Source organism: Moorena sp. SIO3E8, assembly GCF_010692445.1.
GTDB lineage: Bacteria > Cyanobacteriota > Cyanobacteriia > Cyanobacteriales > Coleofasciculaceae > Moorena > Moorena bouillonii.
Genome location: NZ_JAAHHM010000138.1, coordinates 1 through 15,657 on the forward strand (window position 1 = coordinate 1; position 15,657 = coordinate 15,657).

At 44.1% G+C, this 15,657-nt stretch carries 17 protein-coding genes; 5 read left to right on the top strand and 12 right to left on the bottom strand.

Annotated features, from left to right (window positions below):
- Positions 1-82 precede the first annotated feature (82 nt).
- The 3 genes from F6K46_RS32355 to F6K46_RS32365 all read right to left on the bottom strand — a co-directional run bounded on the left by F6K46_RS32355 (position 83) and on the right by F6K46_RS32365 (position 3,307).
- A complete protein-coding gene (locus F6K46_RS32355; protein ID WP_293117740.1) occupies positions 83-295 on the bottom strand; it encodes a hypothetical protein in 213 nt (70 codons plus the stop codon).
- 365 nt (positions 296-660) lie between these two features.
- Positions 661-1,896 (bottom strand): ABC transporter ATP-binding protein, encoded by a 1,236-nt coding sequence (locus F6K46_RS32360; protein ID WP_366510826.1) that lies wholly within the window; start codon positions 1,894-1,896, stop codon positions 661-663.
- A gap of 193 nt (positions 1,897-2,089) precedes the next feature.
- Positions 2,090-3,307 (bottom strand): DMT family transporter, encoded by a 1,218-nt coding sequence (locus F6K46_RS32365; RefSeq protein ID WP_293065659.1) that lies wholly within the window; start codon positions 3,305-3,307, stop codon positions 2,090-2,092.
- On the opposite strand from F6K46_RS32365, the gene cobO reads away from it, so the two are divergent.
- Positions 3,295-3,996 carry a cob(I)yrinic acid a,c-diamide adenosyltransferase gene (cobO, locus tag F6K46_RS32370; RefSeq protein WP_293065656.1) on the top strand — a complete coding sequence of 234 codons (702 nt, stop codon included), beginning with the start codon at positions 3,295-3,297 and terminating at the stop codon, positions 3,994-3,996. The two genes, F6K46_RS32365 and cobO, sit on opposite strands and share 13 nt — an antisense overlap.
- Before the next feature lie 135 nt (positions 3,997-4,131).
- Here cobO and F6K46_RS32375 read toward each other — a convergent pair whose 3' ends face one another.
- A complete protein-coding gene (locus tag F6K46_RS32375; RefSeq protein WP_083305266.1) occupies positions 4,132-4,356 on the bottom strand; it encodes a ferredoxin family protein in 225 nt (74 codons plus the stop codon).
- A gap of 234 nt (positions 4,357-4,590) precedes the next feature.
- On the bottom strand, positions 4,591-4,743 hold the full coding sequence (locus F6K46_RS32380) for a hypothetical protein (protein WP_293065653.1): 153 nt from the start codon (positions 4,741-4,743) through the stop codon (positions 4,591-4,593).
- A 710-nt stretch (positions 4,744-5,453) separates the two neighbouring features.
- Between F6K46_RS32380 and F6K46_RS32385 the strand changes: the two genes are divergently transcribed.
- Both F6K46_RS32385 and F6K46_RS32390 read left to right on the top strand, forming a co-directional pair.
- Complete coding sequence (locus tag F6K46_RS32385) at positions 5,454-6,446, top strand: RNA polymerase sigma factor, RpoD/SigA family (RefSeq protein ID WP_293065650.1); 993 nt, start codon at positions 5,454-5,456, stop codon at positions 6,444-6,446.
- Positions 6,447-7,139: 693 nt separating this feature from the next.
- Positions 7,140-7,667 carry a hypothetical protein gene (locus tag F6K46_RS32390; RefSeq protein ID WP_293043557.1) on the top strand — a complete coding sequence of 176 codons (528 nt, stop codon included), beginning with the start codon at positions 7,140-7,142 and terminating at the stop codon, positions 7,665-7,667.
- Between the two features lie 167 nt (positions 7,668-7,834).
- Here the strand turns inward: F6K46_RS32390 and F6K46_RS32395 are convergent, their stop codons facing one another.
- From F6K46_RS32395 to F6K46_RS32405, 3 genes are all read right to left on the bottom strand, one after another.
- Positions 7,835-8,650 carry a lysophospholipid acyltransferase family protein gene (locus tag F6K46_RS32395; RefSeq protein WP_293065644.1) on the bottom strand — a complete coding sequence of 272 codons (816 nt, stop codon included), beginning with the start codon at positions 8,648-8,650 and terminating at the stop codon, positions 7,835-7,837.
- A gap of 205 nt (positions 8,651-8,855) precedes the next feature.
- Complete coding sequence (locus F6K46_RS32400; protein ID WP_293021242.1) at positions 8,856-9,071, bottom strand: hypothetical protein; 216 nt, start codon at positions 9,069-9,071, stop codon at positions 8,856-8,858.
- Between the two features lie 443 nt (positions 9,072-9,514).
- Entirely contained in the window at positions 9,515-10,507 is a 993-nt protein-coding gene (locus tag F6K46_RS32405; RefSeq protein WP_293021243.1) for a hypothetical protein, read from the bottom strand.
- 117 nt (positions 10,508-10,624) lie between these two features.
- Here F6K46_RS32405 and F6K46_RS32410 point away from each other — a divergent pair, with 117 nt between their 5' ends.
- The gene (locus F6K46_RS32410) at positions 10,625-10,789 is read left to right on the top strand and encodes a hypothetical protein (RefSeq protein WP_083305265.1); all 165 of its coding nucleotides are present in this window, start codon (positions 10,625-10,627) and stop codon (positions 10,787-10,789) included.
- A gap of 333 nt (positions 10,790-11,122) precedes the next feature.
- On the opposite strand, the gene F6K46_RS32415 is transcribed toward F6K46_RS32410, so the two are convergent.
- From F6K46_RS32415 to F6K46_RS32430, 4 genes are all read right to left on the bottom strand, one after another.
- The gene (locus tag F6K46_RS32415; protein WP_293021244.1) at positions 11,123-11,779 is read right to left on the bottom strand and encodes a Uma2 family endonuclease; all 657 of its coding nucleotides are present in this window, start codon (positions 11,777-11,779) and stop codon (positions 11,123-11,125) included.
- Positions 11,780-11,830: 51 nt separating this feature from the next.
- On the bottom strand, positions 11,831-12,601 hold the full coding sequence (locus tag F6K46_RS32420; protein WP_293065641.1) for a Uma2 family endonuclease: 771 nt from the start codon (positions 12,599-12,601) through the stop codon (positions 11,831-11,833).
- Positions 12,602-12,629: 28 nt separating this feature from the next.
- A complete protein-coding gene (locus F6K46_RS32425) occupies positions 12,630-13,151 on the bottom strand; it encodes a DUF29 family protein (RefSeq protein ID WP_070393800.1) in 522 nt (173 codons plus the stop codon).
- 359 nt (positions 13,152-13,510) lie between these two features.
- On the bottom strand, positions 13,511-14,122 hold the full coding sequence (locus F6K46_RS32430) for a Uma2 family endonuclease (RefSeq protein WP_293065638.1): 612 nt from the start codon (positions 14,120-14,122) through the stop codon (positions 13,511-13,513).
- A 571-nt stretch (positions 14,123-14,693) separates the two neighbouring features.
- Here F6K46_RS32430 and F6K46_RS32435 point away from each other — a divergent pair.
- Entirely contained in the window at positions 14,694-15,302 is a 609-nt protein-coding gene (locus tag F6K46_RS32435; RefSeq protein WP_293065636.1) for a hypothetical protein, read from the top strand.
- Positions 15,303-15,657: the final 355 nt, after the last annotated feature.

Genomic DNA, 15,657 nt, shown 5'->3' on the forward strand with positions numbered 1-15,657 from the left:
AGAAGACTTCATACGAGATGAATGAAGTCATATGTGTGGGGTTTTAGACGTGGTGTTTTCCGTGATAGTTTTTTCATAATAATTAAGGGAATCGGGAATCGGGAGTCGGGATTCGGGAATCGGGAATCGGGAGTCGGGAATCGGGAGTCGGGAATCGGGAATCGGGAATCGGGAATCGGGAGTCGGGAGTCGGGAATCGGGAGTCGGGAGTCGGGAATCGGGAATCGGGAATCGGGAGTCGGGAATCGGGAATCGGGAATCGGGAATCGTCAGAAAAGAAGGAAATGCAACCCAAAAGTCCCCCTTAAAAAAGGAGGAAATGCAACCCAAAAGTCCCCCTTACTAAGGGGGATTTAGGGGGATCCGAATCAGGGATTAACGTTATAATCCTGTTTTTATCAATTTCTCTGCTTTCGAGACCGGAAGTTTCCGACAACTGGGGCAAAGTCTAGTCTATTGTTTGGTAAGCATTCAGCATTCAGCATTCAGCGGTCAGCACTCAGCACTCAGCATATTTTATTCAAAAGCACCTCAAGTAGTGTAGCCATAAGCTGATAACTGATAGCTGATAGCTAATAGCTGTTCGCGTAGCGTGCGCGTAGCGCTTAAGCTGATAGCTGATAGCTGATAGCTGATAGCTGATAGCTGATAGCTTACGACTTAGCTAACAGACTTAGGAATTGCCATCCCATCATGGGGATTAAATAAATGAATCTTCTCTGGGTCTATAGACAGCCAAATTTCGTCACCTATTCTGACAATTTTATCTGGTGGCACTCTGACCTGAAGAGGGCTAGAGTCTTCAGGGATACTGACGGATAGATAAGTATCGTTCCCTAGAGCTTCCACTAGATCAACGCTAACCACCAAGTTTTTGGGGGCAGGAGCACTGATACTCATATGTTCCGGACGAACTCCTAAGGTTAAGGATTGACCATCATACTGGTGCAGTATCGGTTCCCAAACTTCTGGAAGGGTCAGGCGGAACTGAGAATTACACACTATCCGAGGGGCTTTCACCTGAACCGGGATAAAATTCATCGGTGGTGAACCAATGAATTCCGCCACAAACCGGTTAGCCGGTTGATTATATATTTCTAGAGGAGGAGCAATCTGTTGGATGCGACCGTCTTTCATCACCGCGATCCGATCCCCCATAGTCATCGCTTCCGTTTGGTCATGGGTGACGTAGATCGTAGTTGTACCCAACTGCCGCTGTAGTTTCACAATTTGGCTGCGAGTCTCTGCCCGGAGTTTAGCATCCAAATTAGAAAGGGGTTCATCCATTAAAAAGACCTGGGGATTACGGGAAATTGCCCGTCCCAGAGCAATCCGTTGTTTTTGTCCCCCAGACAGCTGCTTTGGCAATCGATTCAGCAAGTGTTCTACTTGTAGCAACTTAGCTACTTTGCGAACCTGCTGATCAATCTTTTTCTCTCGTTCGGACAGGTATCGCAGTTCCCGAGGAAGCGATCGCGTCATTGTGGTTAACACATTTTCCAGATTCGAGCGAACTTCCCCATTCAACATGCCTGTAGCCACAAGCCCTTGCTTGATTTGGGGTGGCAGATTCTTGCCCCAATGCACACTATTAGAGTTCCCATTAGAGTCTTCTGCCATGTTGAATTGCCCATAGCCAGTTCGTCTGAGTCCAAAGGCAATGTTTTCATACACACTCAGATGGGGATAGAGGGCATAATTTTGAAACACCATGGCGATGTCTCGTTCTTTGGGTGGTAAATCATTAACTTGTCTGTTCCCCACCCAAATTTTGCCCGCAGTCAATTCCTCTAGTCCAGCAATGATCCGCAATAGAGTACTTTTGCCACAGCCTGAAGGACCAACCAGCACCATAAACTCGCCATCGTTGACTTCCAGATTTATGCGCCGCAAGATATTAAGGGTTTTAGGTGTCTGTGCAGATTTTTCTCCTTCAAGGCTTGGTGACTCTTCGTTCTTTGTCACCTTAGGTTCCGTTGTTACTGGTGCAACAACAGTATCCCCTTTGCGGGCGGGAACACTTTTATAAACGTTTTCCAGAATAACCTGTGCCACGTTGGTCAATATCCAATTACGCTTAATTTTTTCTTTACTGTGATCGTTTCCAACTCTGATGCCGCAATTTTTCCATACTTAGGGTTACCACACCTAACGTTACCAGAAACAATCCGATAATTTCCTGTAACCCTAAACCTTCTTGAATAAATCCCACGGCTAAGACGGTAGTTAACACTGGTGCTGTTGACGCGATAATCGCAGCTATACGCCCACCAATGAGCCTGATGGCAAGGTTTTGCACGAGATAGCTCACTAAGGTGATTACCCCCAACCCCAGACAGCTGAAGTATAAAGCCAGTCTGTGGCTTGGTTCAACAAAAAAGCGCCAAGATTGATCTAGGGGAAATGATAAGCTCAGGCTAGAAAATACCAAAATTAATATAAAATTAATAAAGCTATAAGGAATAGGGTTGAGCTTTCTAGCACTGACTTGGGTCAAGATAATGTAAACAGCGAAGCTCAAACCCGCACCAGCAGCAGCTATAACTCCCAATTCAGAAGAGGGCTGGTTAGCTGCAAGACTAGGCAGGGCAATCAGCAACGCTCCGCCCACAACACCAACCATGACTAGACCACGAACTAGATGTGGGCGATATAGATCGGAGGGAAATAGATGTGTGCGATTCCCAAACAGCAATCCTGTCAAGATTACCGTCACAATAGGATATATAAAAAAAATGGTGATTGCTACCCCTGGTTGAATAATACCTAATGATAGGTATATTAGCACTTGGGATAAAAATAAAAAGAAGCTACTCGCCACGACCTGGCCAAATAAAGGCAAGTCTCCCGACAGAGCACAACGCCTAATATCTCGCCACACCGATGGGTAGAGTAACCTAGCCACAAATGCCATCAACGGTACTACCACCAGCATCTTTAGCCACAGAATCAGTAGCGAGTTGCCAAAACCAGGAGCCACTAAGCCTCCCACTTGAACATTCTGTAGACCAAAGAGCCAAGATTGATTAAAGATTACATATATGATTATATTCTGAAACGACAAAATTAGGCAAGACAGTAAGGCCAAAAGCACCCCTATTGAGATTTTTTTTGGGATTTTTACACGACTTTTCTGCGATCGCGTCAGCTGGTGTGGGATAGCTTGATCAGCAGCACTCCTCTGTTTTGGGGATACCATAAGTTTCTTGGTGTTGGCAGGGATAGCAATATAAGCATTACAGTCTTTGATGCTGTATGCTAAAGAGTCGCTGAAAATGAATTGATCATAAACCCATGAATACCACAATCAAGTCTGCTAGTGATTCCAACCAAGGTCTAGAATCGGTAAACACCGCTGATTTCTCTGGCACTGGGCTAACGCGATCGCAATATCAGCAAAAAATGCAGCGACGCAAGGAAATACAGGAACAACGCCTAGCTAAAGCCTCCAAACAAAAAGGTCTGATTGTGGTTCATACCGGCAACGGCAAAGGGAAGACCACAGCTGGCTTAGGCATGGTCTTGCGATCGCTTGGTCATGGCTACCGAGTTGTGATTGTACAATTTATTAAGGGTGCTTGGGAACCCGCCGAAAAAGCTGCCTTAGAGCACTGGACAGTAGCCACTGATAACAATCCCCCTCAATTAGAGTTCCATGCCATGGGCGAAGGCTTTACCTGGGAGACTCAAGATCGAGAGCGAGACATCGAAAAAGCCCAATCCGCCTGGGATGCCGCCTTAGGGTTTATCCGTAACCCTGACATTAAGCTAGTGCTATTGGATGAGATTAACATAGCCTTGAAACTCAACTATCTAACCATTGAGCAGGTTTTGGCTGGACTAGACCAAAAACCCGCTGATTCCCATGTCATCTTAACCGGTAGGGGAGCACCAGCCGCGCTAATTGAACGAGCTGACCTAGTCACAGAGATGACATTAGTGAAACATCCTTTAAAAGAACAGGGGATTAAGGCACAACCTGGTATTGAGTTTTAATAGTGAGTTTTCATCCTGTCTCCGAGGGGAGTAGGGGAGAAATTTTTGAACTATTCCTCAACAGTCTACAATCCCCCAGTTTTATGCATTTAACCTTTGGATAGTTTGTACAACAATAGGATGATCCCAAAAAAATTATGGCGTTTTCTGCAAATCCGGTCGCTCTTCTGGTATAATAGCGCCCTCAACTGGACAGACTTCCACGCAAATGCCACAGTCAATGCAGCTAGAAAAGTCAATCCAGTACCAGTCACTCCCCAGGGCATTTTTCCCTGGTCCTGGATGAATGCACGCCACTGGGCAACATTCAACGCAATCAGCAATTCCTTGGCAAGTATCAGTAACAATCGTGTGTGGCACAGTGTTTTCTCGCTTGTGCTAGTGGGTCGGATGTGGATCTTTCTTAATTTTATAGTTACGTAAGTTCCCCCTAGCCAACTCCAACCAATTACTTCCAACTCTTCAATTAGCAGTGGCAGTAATTGGTGCCTGTCTAGACATCACGACCCCCATGAGTTCGGTTATCTCACTTCGGGGTATCTATCTATTTCCTGATTATTGGGTGATTATTTTAATGGAGGGTGTACCTGAGGCTTAATCTCCGAAGCCCCACCAAGGTCCCAAGTCCCACCAGCGATGCAGAGGTGTGCTTTCCGTTGGCGAATTTAATTCGCCAACGGAAAGCACACCTAAGCGGTCTTGGGGAGCCAGTGCCGCCAAAGGGGGTTCCCCCATGAGCGACTGCATCAAGAAATGTAATCGACGGACTCTGTCCCTATGATATTGCGATTTTTTCCTCAAGACAAACAATTGTTGAACCTTTTCACCTTTACCGGGGTCTAAATATCTAATACAATGGAGCTATGTTGAAATCATAATGACTTCAAGTTAATTCCAAAGTGTTTAACCCTTACTAAAGGGAGTTAACCTGAAGACCTCAAACCACCTGGGGGAGGCGGGTTGCTGCCAGGGTAGTAGGAAACTACTACGGGAGTAAGTGCTCGTTCAGCCAAACCTCCGGACGCTGTATAAGACCAATCTGTAAATAGCTTATATATAAGTATATATCACCTATAAATACTTATATAGCTAAAGGGGGTCAGCAGCAGATGAAACATCGAAGCCCTAAAGCCCACATCTTCGATTTGGTTGCGGGTAAAACACCAAGGCCCCAAGAGTATGATCTAAGCGTGCCTGGTCAACTTGTAGGAGTACCATTACTGGGGCAAGCCCCAGACAAAACCTAGAAAAACTTGACTTAGTATACAGCGTCAACCTCATAGTTACGGTTAAATCTCTTTCTAAGGAAGGAGGTAGGTGGTTAATACCTCTTGTAATAAATGTAATGCAATCCATGGCGCAATGATCTCAAGGGAAAGAGATTGTAGTTACTTGATGGAGTAAACATCCGCAACAGAATCTACTATACTGCTTGTTTTTGGAGTCACCACTCACCCATGCCCACTTCTAAAACCAAAACCAAAACTACCAAGCCTACCAAGCCTACCTTCTCAGCAGATATGGTTCGTACCTATCTTCATGAGATCGGTCGCGTACCTCTGCTGACCCATGAGCAAGAAATTGTTTATGGTAAACAAGTGCAGCAAATGATGGCACTTTTAGAGGCAAAAGGCACCTTGGAACAGGAGCTAGAGCGCGAACCGACAACTGAAGAGTGGGCTTCGTCCATTAATAAGACCGAAGCAGAACTGAAAAAAGCCATAGACCAAGGTACTCGAGCTAAGCGCAAGATGATTGAAGCGAATCTGCGCCTAGTGGTAGCGATCGCTAAGAAGTATCAGAAGCGCAACATGGAATTCTTGGACTTAATCCAGGAAGGTACCTTGGGCTTAGAGCGAGGGGTTGAGAAATTTGACCCAACCCGGGGCTACAAGTTTTCCACCTACGCTTATTGGTGGATTCGGCAAGCGATCACCCGTGCGATCGCTCAGCAAGCTCGTGCAATTCGGCTGCCTATCCACATTACTGAAAAGCTCAATAAAATTAAGAAAGTACAACGGGAACTATCCCAGACCCTAGGTCGCAATGCTACTCCCACCGAGATTGCTAAGGAGTTGGATTTAGAACCAGCTCAGATTCGGGAATATTTGAGCATTGCTCGTCAACCCATCTCTCTCGACGTTCGGGTGGGAGATAACCAAGACACAGAGCTGTCTGAGCTGCTAGAAGATGATGGTCTAACACCGGTTAACTACACCACTCAGGAGTCCTTGCGGCAAGACCTAAATCTGCTGTTAGCAGAACTCACCCCTCAACAGCGGGAAGTGCTAGCGCTACGCTTTGGGTTAGAGGATGGCAAAGAGCTGTCTCTGGCTAAAGTTGGTAAGCGACTTAACCTCAGTCGTGAACGGGTGCGCCAGTTAGAACATCAAGCTTTAGCACAGCTACGGCGTCGCCATGCTAATTTCCGGGAGTACATCGCTAGCTAGCTAATGGTTGACTGTCTTCCAAGCATGAGTGGTAGCCAGAAACGGTTACCACTTCTTTTTTTGTAAAGAAATGTAAAAAACCCCGAAATCTCTGTTCTTACCTTTGGAGTATTTCTATAGTCAGAGCAAAATTCACATCACTGTATAAGTTCACCTATAATTTCACAAAATTTTCACATCAAAACCGGAGAGTGAGGAGGTAAAAAACCTGGGGGAGCCATTTAAGAAGCAATTTCTACCTCAACCTGGACGAAAAATTATTCCAAGGGTTGAATAAAAGATGAGTCTGGACTCACCTATTTCAGCAAAAGGTCACTCATAGTTGCTTAAAGCTTGGGTCAACCAATAGCTGGGAGAAAGCTGATAGTCAAGCTTCAGCAAAATTTCAGGCTATGACCAGCGCCAAGTGTGACAGTTGATAAACCGATCAACAAAGGAACAAACCAAAGCATAGTTTAGGCTTAAATAGGTTTATAACCTCAAGAGTCAACATAACTCTGGTTTAAGAAAAATTAACTTTTTCTGATTGATTATGGCTTCATCAATTGACGGTCTAAACTCTCAGAATTTTTGCTTAGGGTGTCTTACAGTTTTTTTTCAAAGGGGGTAAGTATGATGCTTAACCAATTAACTGGATCGTTCTTGTCAGCACGTCAACTGCTAAATCTTAGAAAACTACCCCTAACAACGCTATTGCTAACGATAGGATTGGTAACTACCTCATCAACTATAGCAACACCAGCACCTCAACCGCCAGATCAAGCCATTGATACTACAGCTAGAGCCTACACTCAAGCAACGAGTCGAAATGCATCAATGCCTGATGATGGCATTTACCTCTATGGTGAATCCTCACAACCAGGACAGATTGGTAAAGAATATCTAGTATTTGAAGCGAATCAGGGCAACGTACTTGGTGCGGTATATATGCCTCACTCAGAATATAGCTGTTTTTACGGCACCCTAGATTCAAAACAAATGGATTTGACGGTTATTGATCCCTACAACCAAACCGCTTTGTCCCATACCATTTCCCGTCAACAGCACTCACCTATTGCTGTAGTTGGTGAACGGCTAAGTCTTGACCATCGCTATAGCGCTATTACTTATCCTTACAAAGTTGGACTAGAAGGATATCAACCCATTAGTTCTATTAGTGATAGTGACCAGGAAATTTTGAGGGTTTGCCGGGATAACTACCAAGGAAGAGTCACCGAGTGATTAATGCTCCCTAGGACTAATACTAGTTGCTAGGTAATTCAAGTTTGACTTGACCATTAACAACGTTGGATTAGGTATAAGGCTTGCTGTAGGGAGCATTAAATCAAAAATTCAATCTCTAAAATTTAAATGCTATGCTAATTAAACCATAAAATTGGAACAGTTACTCATAACCCAGCAACCAAACGATTTAGCTCCGATTGCATTTGAGTAGAAACTTGCTCGTAACAAGCATCAACATAATCTTGATCGCGAGCAGCAACACGACCATAGCGCTCAAAAACAATCGGAGGGCAAACACGAGTTGTGATGGGTATGGGCAAGGGTATATTGGGTAGAGGACCAATCGCCAATCCCCAAGGCAAACCGAGATAAATTGGGAAAACTTGTGGGTCAAGACCAAATAACCAGGGTATCCCCAACTCGTGTAGTTGTCGTGCCTGTTCATAGCAGTCACCTAAGACAATCAAGGTATCATGGGCACCATTGGATATAATCGGTACAATGGGAACCTTTTCTCGTAGTGCCAGTTTAATAAAGCCCTTACGTCCAGCCAATTGAATTTGATGACGCTGGCTATGGGGACGGAATACATCTTGGGCACCCCCTGGATAGACTAAGACACTAGCTCCCTTACGAAAAGCAGCGATCGCCATTTGGGGATGAGCCATGATTGCCCCGATCTTTGCCGCTAGCTGCGCCAGGGCTGGATAAATTTGCCAGGCATTGGAATGCATCAGACCATAAACTGGACGCTGGGTGCCAAAGCGGCGAAACCAGTCATACATCATCATCACCATATCAGGGGAAGCTAATCCACCATTGTGGGAACCAACCAACAGCACCTTACTCTCAGGAATGTGCTGCCAGCCATCAGTTTTCACCCGAAAGTAGTAGCGATAAAACCATTCCCACTGGGGCAGATAGGATTCAATTACTTCTGGATCTCGCTCTTCTAAAGACCAACCAAACCGATGCGTCAAGGCTATACTATTGAGTGAACTACAGTTCAATCCTATTCCAAAAAAACCTGAGCTAGAGGTTAAGTTGATGACTAAAAGGTCTTACCAGGGATGCGACTGTATTGGTAAGCATTCAGCCGTCAGCCGTCAGCCTTGGCCAAAGACCACGCTACGCGAATGGCTGATAGCTGATAGCTGATAGCTGAATGCTTACCTGTATTGTTTGTTATATTGTTACTCTAGCGCTTACTGTATTAATTTCCTCTTGCTCCGGGTCTCGGTCAAAAATAAGTATATATTCCATCTCAGGCATCAGTCTGCGCAGAACTTGTAGATGAGCCTCAGCGTCAGTTCGGCGACGAAAGCGAGCGACAATAATTCGCTGCATTTTAGGAAGTGGCTTGATAATACACCATGGGCTTAGTCGATCACGGTAGGTCATAGCACCCTGCTCCATCATGTTTGATTGATTATTTTGATAAAATCGATAAATAGATTAAATCTCTTTGACTAAACCTACAGTTATAAAACTACAGTTATAGCCGTTAGAACCTTAAGCAGTTGAACACTTCAAGACAGTGCTTTTAGCGCCTCTATTTTCTACGGTGATCTGAGCACGGTTAGATCACCTTAAAAGTCTACTTGCAGTTGATCTGCTTGTAGGGATGTCCAACCCTCCGACCCTATCTATAAAAGCAGCTACGAGAGAACACTGTGTTGCCAAATTGCCGATTTAAATAAAAAAGCTTCCGTTATCTGTTAGCCATTAATATCATGTCAGGATAATTACCCTTAATAAAAATCCCCCCATCTCCCCATCTCCCCATCTCCCCATCTCCCCATCTCCCCTTAATTATGGGTATTCAACCAGACTTGATATAACCATTACCCATCCCCGATTTGCTGTTGATCATAAGCACATAGCAAATTCCTAACTACCTGGGGAATCTCCTCAAAATGCTCCAAGAGAAAATCCATCAGGGCAAGATGGCGCAAATCAATGGGCTGGGGACGGCGATAGTTGTGACCGCTGGAAAACCAGCGCTGAACGGTGGCAGTTGAGCGAGAGCAAATACTAGCGATTTGTTCGTAATTCACATCCCATTTATGATAGAATTGTCTAGGAGTCATACCCAGTTGACAGTTGCTGTAGAGTTCAATTAGATCTTGCTCTCGTTGAGTTAGAGTCCGGGGAGGGGTTCTATATTGATCATCGAAACGGTATCTCCCAGAAGGAGTTCGTAGCACATTGGGGGATTTCAAATAATTTCTAGGGCCAAGAGCCTCAGTGCAAGTCCAAGAATAGGAATCTTTATAGTTGGTTGTTACCCTACCCTTAGGATGCCGAGGTTCAATGTCTTCTTCCCAAGCTGTGTCAGCAACGATCCAAGCTGCACTAGGAGAGTCTTTGTCAAGCCAGATCAGGTAGCAAATTGCCCATTGGCTTTGATGCCTGGCGTAGGCGTAGAAGAATCCGATCACAACACCCCAGTCCATTTGACCGTTTAGAGGTCGCCACCTAATCGGTGATCCTGTTTGATAACGGGGTGTTGCTGTAGGGTTCCAAGTACCTGGGGGGTCTATTGATGGGGGCGCGATTTCTGTTTTAATGGGGTCAAACAGTATATCTGAGTCTCCCTGGCGGATCGTATTTAAATAACTGGCTATCAGTTTTCCGGTCAGATTCTGAGTTAGGTGCTGGATAAGGACGGTAGCTAGAGTTTTTAGTTCTGGTTCTTCTATATCCATTGACTCTGCATTGAAGTCAGCATCCCCGTAGCTTTTCAAATGGGACAACAGTTGTGTGATGCCGAATTCATCTAAGGCTTGCTGATAGCTAGGAGGCTGATCGCTTTTTTCTCTAACTGTTTCTACCATAGGAAACTTGCTGGTAATTACATCAATATTATACTATTATGTATATAAAAGATACGTTTTAAGTACAAATAAGGTAAAATTTTACATCAAATAACAGGTGAACTTAGAATAGAGATTATGAGCAAACGTATACAAGTAACCTTACCCGACCGGATTGCAGACGATTTACAGCGATGGGCTGATTACGATGGACGCCCTCTATCGAACCTTGCTGCTTACCTTCTAGAACGTGCTGTTACCGAGGCCAAGAAAGAAGGTGTTGAATGGGACAAAGAGTCTTGATCTCCACCAACGGTTGATTACCCCATGAGCCAGAGCGCGCTAATCGCGCTTTATTTTAATAACTAGTATGGCTCAAGTAATCGAAGCTAGAAATCTCAGCTTGTAGGGTGGCCAAAAACAGTTTTTTTTGTGAGTATTCTAGATTATATTACTTTGCCCACCCTACTTGAATTGGTATTTTTTGTAAACGCAAGTCTCTAATCGAAGCTAGAAATCTCAGTCTGTATAAATTCGATGATAAGTTTAGGTTGCAACACCTTAATAATCCTCATTAAGGCATTGCTGAATAGAGTAATCAGCAACGCCTTAAAACCAAATACTTTAGCCGCAACGTTAATCCTCTGGTAGATTTTCTCTCACCCATTTACGCCAAGCTAAAATCATGGTAGTGTCATCCTGGGTTTCTGCCTGCTGCAAAAACTGATTGATAATTTCTACAGAGAGAATCTCAAAGGTGAAATTGTCCTGACAACGAACATAGTCTCCATTTTGCAGCCGGTAAATTTCTACAGTTTGTCCTATATAACGCCAAACTTCAGGTACTCCTATCTGCTTGTAAATCCCAAATCTCCGACTGGATGAACTGGTAATATCGACTTCAATCACCAAGTCTGGTGGAGGATCATTGGCTAAATCTACTGTCCTGCCTTGAATATAGTCAACATTGCCGATGTAGTAGCAAGAGTCAGGTTCTGCACCATGCTCTAAATCCTCCCGATTCAGGGTTGTAGAAGCAAACCCTTTGACCCGAAGATTCAGTTCTTCGGTTAAGGTATTCACCATCCGTTCTAGCAGCTGCTTGTATGTCTCATGGCGATCTGAGGGCATCGTGATTTCTAGCATTCCTTGAGCATAGGCAAGACGCGAGGCTCGATGATCTCCTAAGTCTGCCAATAGCGCCTTGTACGTCTGCCAACTGACGTTTTGTAAGACAATTCTCTGGGTAGTTTTAACAGGTGAATCCTCATCTGAACTAAAAGTACTGGCCATTGATGCAGTGATTGTGGTGAAAACGCGAACGCACAAATCCTTAACAGCGACTTAATCCAATTGGTCTGGATTAATACCTAACTCACGCAGTCGCGCCGCCAAACGTTCTGCTCGTTGCTTAGCTTTTATAGCTTCGAGCTGAGCTTGTGCTAACTCCTCGCTTGCTAGAGGAATTAAATTCCCCTCAAGGGTCATCCAGCGTAACCATAATCGGGGGATATCGCGAAAACTGCCACGCCACAACCCTAAACTTAATCCCAACTCCGGCATCAGTAACCTGTCCTGATTTAGCACTGCGGGTTTGTAGTGATCACCAACTAGATGAAACCCTTGTAACTCGTTGGTGTAGCGACTAAAAATTACATAGTAAGGTACTCGCAGAATCTGTTCATAAACCTGCCACTTAGTCGGAGGTTTTCCCGGTGCGCTCACGGTTTGACCATGATCTTCATCTTCGGTGCCAGGAGACAATAACTCCACCACTACAAATGGACTGACTTGTTCTTGCCAGATGACATAACTTAAACGTAGGTCTTTGCTTTGATAAAGCCGAGGCACACCTACTACACCAAACCAATCCGGTCGCTTATACCAACCGGGATGGTTGAGATCATAGTAAAGATTGAGGTCACAAGCACTAAAGACTAACTCTGGGTTGGAGTTGGCAGGGGCAAAGGTTAACAATAATAGTAGGGGTTGAAAAAAATGAAATTCGTCAGGCAAACCAGGTTCTTTGGGATTTTCGCTGGGTAAGTCATACATTGTCGGCAAGGTTTGCCGAGGTGAAATTAGTGGCTGTGATGGATAAGGAAGAGAAGTCATAGGTATTGTCGATTGTGAATAACTCGATTTATAGTTGTATATCTTGGTTCCAATAAGAACCTCCTGGTAATTTAGTTAAATAGTCATTAATAAATAAAGGTAAATCCTTTTTTGAATGGAGGTATGTCAAGGCCAGCAAATCTTGAGTTGTTTGCCTCAGCTGAGCTCTATCTACTAGTTTTGAAAGTTGAACTGGAGTATAGGCACCATTGAGAACCTCCACACTCGCCGTGGAAATTGCTGCCTCTAGTTCATTGTCTATCAATGACTGCCATTGATCAGCATTGATAGTATAGGATTTTTGGTTATCTTTGAGATTCAGTTTTTGGATTTCCCGAATGAAATCACGAATTGAAGCTGCCCAAGAATTTGCCAAACGCTCCTCTACTTGGTTTTTAATCAAGTTAATCAATGCCTTGTTTAAATAGGATTCAATCTGATGCAGAGTTGCGCGTTTACTCATCTGTTCCAACTCATCTACAATTGCTAAGGCATCTGCGTAGCGTCCCTCTAGGATACTTATTCTGAGATCGATTAATTCCTGAGTCATACCCCAGTCCTCACAGATTTATCGTTCCCTTTAGCCTATCGAAGAAACTGCACAAGTCATCTGGCACGCATATTAACTGAATAAAGTCAATAGCACGGTGCTAGGAAAATAGCTTTCAGAGCAAAAGATTGGTAAGCGATGCAGCGCCGACCTGCGGGGGTTTCCCCCACTCGCTATTGCATCAAGAACGGATGTCACCGATGGTAGTCTCGGGAAGATGGCTAAAGTGTCGGAAGTGTGGGAGATAGGGAGTGTGGGGAGATGGGGAGGTGTGGGGAGATGGGGAGATGGGGATAATTGTCAGGGGCTTGTTTAATTAATCCTGGCATCGGCTTTTCCATTAGCCTTTTAGGCATTGGTCAATCCCAAACCCGATGCAAATCCAACAAAAAACCTGGTAAAACCTCTTCACCAGACAATTCAACAGGATTATCTAATCTTTCTACTGTTAACCCCGGTCGATAAACGTCCACCTGGCGTTGTTGGGGATTGATTAACCAGCCTAATTTAGCACCATTTTCCATATACTCAACCATCTTGTCTTGCAAAGATTTCAGAGTGTCTGAACTAGATCGTAACTCCACTACAAAATCAGGACAAATATTGGGAAACGTTACTAGCTGTTCATCTGTTAATGTTTGCCAGCGTTTTTGACTGACCCAGGATGCATCTGGAGAACGTATTGCACCATTAGGTAACGTAAAGCCTGTAGAGGAGTCAAAAGCTATTCCAGTACCATCCACATCAGCCCAATTAAATAGTTGCTGGTTAATTCTACCGTTACGGTTTCCCGTTTCCCAGCCCGTGGGTGGATTCACAATTAATTCTCCTTTAGCTGTTCTTTCAAGTCTTAAATCTCGATTCGCGGCTTCGAGTTCAACAAACTGTTCTAAAGTAATGGACAATCCTATACTTCTAGGTAACTCAATCTGTAGGTTATCAGTTTCAGGTATAGCGGGTATCTGTACCATTTTTAACTCTACTAAAAAGGTATTTTTTAGTGAACTTGGACGCTTAGCAAAGCTAAACTTAGTTTAGATTTGCTTGGTTTGATTTGTGATTTGTTGGGGAGGGGTGGATATAGACATGTTTTGGTATTTCAATTATAAATCAATTCTCAAATTAATTGACTACACCCCAACTTACTGGAAATCCTGGTGAGGTGATCAGTATATTGATTCGATATCTGCTACTCGATTAAGATAGCAATTTGCCAGGGATTCAATCCCTGGCTACAATGGGGGATAATCAGTAAAGTGTAATATTTCTGTGTCCACCACTGGTGGATGTAGATACAGCTAAGCTGTACTGGTGGAATTTTTGTTCATTCATTCGGTCAAGGATTGGGGTTAACCAAAACTTGACCGATTTTTTTATGAAGTATCAGCGATGCAGAGGTGCGACCCGTGGCGAATTTAATTACGGGTCAAGCTCACCTAAGCGGTCTTGGGGGTTTACCCCACTCGCGCTTTGCATCAAGAAAGGATAAATTTCTGTTTCCTTGATTTAGGATTGCTATAGGAGACATGATAAATAAAGATCATGGCATATAGTGACTTTACAACTATCTACAAAGTTCAAACGACGTTTAACCTCATTGTTGATGAGGGGAATACTATATTTAAGGATATTGCTCCTATCGAGCCGAGTGATCACTTGAAAACAACCCTTAAGGAAAATCTGCCGCTCACGAATGCTATCAATACGGAAAAAGCTCGTTCTGAGTTAGTTATTGCTCCGGTTTTACTGGAAGTGCGCCGTCTGCTTGATTTCAAAATCGGTTTTTTTTCTGGAACTGAATTGAATGTCGATAAAGGCACTGGATTAAATGGATACTGTGATTATATCCTTACTGCTTCTAAGGAAATGTATGAAATTCGGACACCAGTTGTCACCCTCGTGGAGGCAAAAAATGAAAATATTAAGGGGGGATTAGGACAGTGCATTGCGGAAATGGTAGCAGCTCAGAGATTTAATCAACAACAGGATCAGGATATTGATGCTATCTATGGAGCTGTAACTACTGGGACAAATTGGAAGTTTATCAAGTTGGTGAATCAATTGGTGTTTATTGATTTAGATGACTATTATATTAAGGAAATTGATCTGATACTGGGAATATTGGCACATCCGTTTAAGCAGTATCTATGAGGCAAGAGGCAAAAGGCAAGAGGCAAGAGGCAAGAGGCAAGAGGCAAGAAAGTAGCCACTGCATCAAGACAATAGTTATGGATAAAGTTGGTTATGGGTCGCTCTGACTAAGTTAGTATTTTTGTAGTGACGTACTCCCGACGTTGCCCTAACGGGACAACGCGGGCTTCTTACCAACACCACCTAATGGTTCGGTTACAAGGCCTATGGCCACGCTACGCGAACGGTAATTAAACTAAGCCGTGGGGTCGCCCCCGCCGACTCGTCTCCAAAACCGGACGTGAAAGTTTCCCCTCATCCGGCTCCTCGCGACGGAATCTCTTGTCAGTGGTACCTCTACATTAGAATGGATTTT